Source organism: Ferrovibrio terrae (genome assembly GCF_943371255.1).
GTDB lineage: Bacteria > Pseudomonadota > Alphaproteobacteria > Ferrovibrionales > Ferrovibrionaceae > Ferrovibrio > Ferrovibrio terrae_B.
The window spans coordinates 1-3,715 of the sequence record NZ_CALRUC010000199.1; the positions used below are offsets into that span (position 1 = coordinate 1).

The 3,715-nt window shown below is 63.8% G+C and carries 3 protein-coding genes; all 3 read left to right on the top strand.

Annotated elements, in window-relative coordinates; all coding sequences use genetic code 11:
* Nucleotides 1–795: glutathionylspermidine synthase family protein (locus AAG799_RS22675; RefSeq protein ID WP_341899386.1), on the top strand; the 795-nt coding region annotated here is incomplete at its 5' end.
* Between the two features lie 44 nt (nt 796–839).
* Complete coding sequence (locus tag AAG799_RS22680; protein WP_341899388.1) at nt 840–1,493, top strand: hypothetical protein; 654 nt, start codon at nt 840–842, stop codon at nt 1,491–1,493.
* Between the two features lie 15 nt (nt 1,494–1,508).
* Nucleotides 1,509–3,587: a prolyl oligopeptidase family serine peptidase gene (locus AAG799_RS22685; RefSeq protein WP_341899390.1), complete on the top strand. Its 2,079-nt coding sequence runs from the start codon at nt 1,509–1,511 to the stop codon at nt 3,585–3,587.
* Nucleotides 3,588–3,715 lie beyond the last annotated feature (128 nt).

Genomic DNA, 3,715 nt, shown 5'->3' on the forward strand with positions numbered 1-3,715 from the left:
CTGGTCGAGCGCATCGTGGCGGCCGGCGATTATGCCGCCTTCGGCCTTGGCGACCTCGCCTGCACCCTGATCGAGGATTCCTGGCGCCGCCAGGACAAGAACCTGTTCGGCCGCCTCGACCTCGCCTGGGACGGCCATGGCGCGCCCCGGCTGCTGGCCTATGCCGCCGATGCCCCTGCGGGACTACACGACGCCAGCGTGGTGCAGTGGGAATGGTTCGACAGCCATTACAATCACGGCGACCAGTTCAACGGCATCGACGAGATGCTGATCGAGGCCTGGAAACGTTTCGGCCTCTGGGGCCATCGTGTGCATTTCACCTGTGGCGGCGGCGACGATGCCGCGCGCGACGCCTGCGACTACCTGCGCGGCACCGCCATGCAGGCCGGGCTGGAGACCGGCTTCCTGCCCATCGAGCAGCTCGGCTGGAACGGCAAGCGCTTCACCGACCTGGAAGCCAGGCCGATCACCGTGCTGTGCAAGCTGTCTCCCTGGGACCGGCTGCTGCAGGCGGCCATCGCGCCGCAGATCCGCACCTCGGGCATGCGCCTGATCGAGCCGGCCTGGAAGCTGCTGCTGTCGCATGACGCCCTGCTGCCGCTGCTGCGGCAGGCCTTCCCCGGCCATGAAAACCTGCAGCCGGTGGATGCCCTGCCCGCCTTCGACGGCTTCAGCCCGGCGCTGGGCGTCTGGATCGTGGCGTCGCGCGCCTGCGGCCTGGGCATCCAGGAAAGCCGCCTGGGGCAAAGCCATGGCAACGAAGACAGCCGCTTCGTGCCGCATCTGATCGCATGAAATCCGGTTGCCGGTTGACACTGCCCTGGGCTAAGACTGAAGGCATGGAAAATTTCAGAAAGAAGATTTCCAGCCTGCTGCTCGTTCTGCTGGTTACGCTGCTCGCCGGCGCCTGCAGCACGAAATCCAGTTCCGATGCACCAAAAGATATCCGCTTCAATGCGGATTCCCCCGGCGCCATCCTGGTGATCGGCATGAAATCGGCGACGCCGATTGAAAGCTGGCTGGGCAGCCAGTACAGGGCATTCACGATGACCTGGACGCGGTCAAAGGCCTCAGTGGTCCAGTATCCCGGCCCGACGGGGTTCGTCGTCGATAATGCCGGGCGAGACATGCTCATTTTCAAATCCAGCCTGCAGGAAGAGATGACGTGGCATGTCCTTCGCGTGCCGGCCGGCACATACATGCTGCGCCAGATCCACACCAGTATGGCCAACCATCACCAGACAACGCAGCTAAGTGGCACCATCAATGCCCCCTTCTTTGCATTGAAGCCCGGTGAGGTCCGCTATATCGGTGACCTGCATGTCAACGTTGCCGACTTTCCTGCCAAGATTATCAAGCTGACCCGCAACGATGAGCCCGCGAAGGCGGCGCTGGCGAAACTGCCAGGGATTACCGTGAAGCCGTTCTTCCGTCAGCCGGCGTATTTTGCAGAGGCGGGCCAGCCTGCTCGCCTGATGCCGGTTTCGGAATAGGTGCCACAGCACCGCATGATGCATCCATCTCACCCCCCAGTGGCACCACAGGATGACAGCGCTGACATCCTGCACGGGGTCCGCATCACTGACCCTTTCCGGCCTCTGGAAGATTCGGCACGGCCCGACGTTCAGGCCTGGGTCGAGGCGCAGGATGAGCGCTGCCGCGCATGGCTGAAAGACCTACCCGGCCAGGCCGATGCAGAACGCTATCTGCGCGGCATCTGGGATTACCCCAAGCAGGGCATTCCGTCCCGTGAGGGACAGCGCTGGTTCCTCTGGCTCAGCAACGGCCTCGATGACCAGTTCAGTTTCGCCACCGGCGACAGCAGCACCGGCCCCTGGCGTATCCTGCTCGATGGGCCGAAACTTTCAGCCGATGGCACGGTCTCGATCAGCGGCGTCTTCCCCAGCCGCGACGGCAACCTGCTGGCCTATCTGCTCTCCGATGGCGGCAGCGACCGGCAGGTGCTGCACCTGATGCAGGTCGACAGCGGCATGCCGCGCGCCGACCGACTGGAATGGTGCAAGCACACATCGGTCGCCTGGGTCCCCGACAGCAGTGGCTTCTACTACACCCGCATCGCCGCACCTGATGATCCGCCGGACTGGGATCGCCGCAGCACGCGTGTCTATTTCCACCGCCTGGGCGATGCACAGGGAAAGGATATCTGCGTCTTCGCCATGCCCGAAGAGCAAAGCCTCTTCATCTCTGCCGGCGCCACCTACGACGGCACTATGCTGTCGCTGTATCTGGCGCGCGGCACCGACGAACGCAACGGCATCGTCAATCGCCGCTTCGATGCGCGGCTGGATGCGCCTTTCGAAACGCTGTCTCCGCTCGGCCTGGCGCGGTTCTGGCCAGTAGCACACCGCGACGGCATCTGGCATGCGGTTACTGATCTCGATGCACCAAACTGCCGCATCGTACGCCTCGACGGTACCAACCCTGCCTCGGCACACTGGCAGACAATCATTCCCGAGAGCGAGCATCCGATCCAGGAGGCCGCCTATGCCGGCGGGCACCTGCTGGTCAAACGCATGGTGCATGTCAGTCATCGTCTGACGTTGCATGACATGGCCGGTCACGCAATCACCGAGTTGCCGTTCGATGGCCAGGTCGGAATCTTCTTCGGTGCACCGAAACTAGATGACAGAGAATTCCTGCTGGCCGAGAACAGCTATCGCCATCCGCAGCGCATCCTGCGTTACGACATTGCCACACGCAGCCTGTCGGTGCTGCGCGACACGGCCGCGCGTTTCAATCTCGACGACATGGAGATCCGTCAGGTCTTCGTCGAAGCCAAAGATGGCACGCGCATTCCGCTGACGGTGATGCACCGGCGCGACCTACAACTGGATGGCACGGCACCGGTGAAGCTCTATGCCTATGGCGGCTTCTCAGTTCCCATGATGCCCTCGGTCAGCTTCGGCGCGCTGCACTGGTTGCGCATGGGCGGAATCTTCGCCGTGGCCTCGATCCGTGGTGGTGGCGAATACGGCCGCACCTGGCATGAAGCCGCCCGAGGCGTAAAGCGTCAGGTCGCCTTCGATGATTTTATCGCCTGTGCCGAATGGCTGGCCGCCGGGACCTATAGCCGGTCCGGCCGCATCGGCATCATCGGCGGGAGCAACGGCGGCCTGCTGGTCGCCGCCTGCATGCTGCAGCGACCGGATCTGTTCGGTGCGGTGGTCTGCCAGGTGCCCGTCACCGACATGCTGCGCTACGACCGCTTCACTTTTGGCAGTTTCTGGCGGCATGAATACGGCGATCCGACCGACCCAGAGGCCTTCGCGGCGCTGCTCGCCTATTCGCCGCTGCATAACGTGAAGGCCAATGCAGCCTATCCGCCGATCTTGATCACCACCGGCGACCACGACGACCGCGTGGTGCCCGCGCATGCCTACAAGTTCGGCGCGGCCCTGCAGGCCAACGGCCATGCGCAGAATGTCACGCTGCTGCGGATCGACCGCCGTGCGGGCCACGGCATGGGCAAGCCCACCTGGATGAGCATTGCCGAAATTGCGGATGTGAACTGTTTCCTGATGGCGGCGATGGGCGTGCAGCCCGCGCCGTTACCGCAGGCGGGCTAGCGGCACTTCACCAGGCGGCGGTCGGATTCAATCGTCTCGTCGAAGGCGACCAGCCGTGTCGGCGTGTAGTCGAGCACGATCAGCGCCAGCTCGCGATCCGGCTCGGCATCATCCAGCAGGATGATGCG

Coding starts and splice junctions, on each gene's coding strand:
- AAG799_RS22680 (WP_341899388.1), top strand. CDS start 840: ATGGAAAATTTCAGAAAGAAGATTTCCAGCCTGCTGCTCGTTCTGCTG.
- AAG799_RS22685 (WP_341899390.1), top strand. CDS start 1,509: ATGATGCATCCATCTCACCCCCCAGTGGCACCACAGGATGACAGCGCT.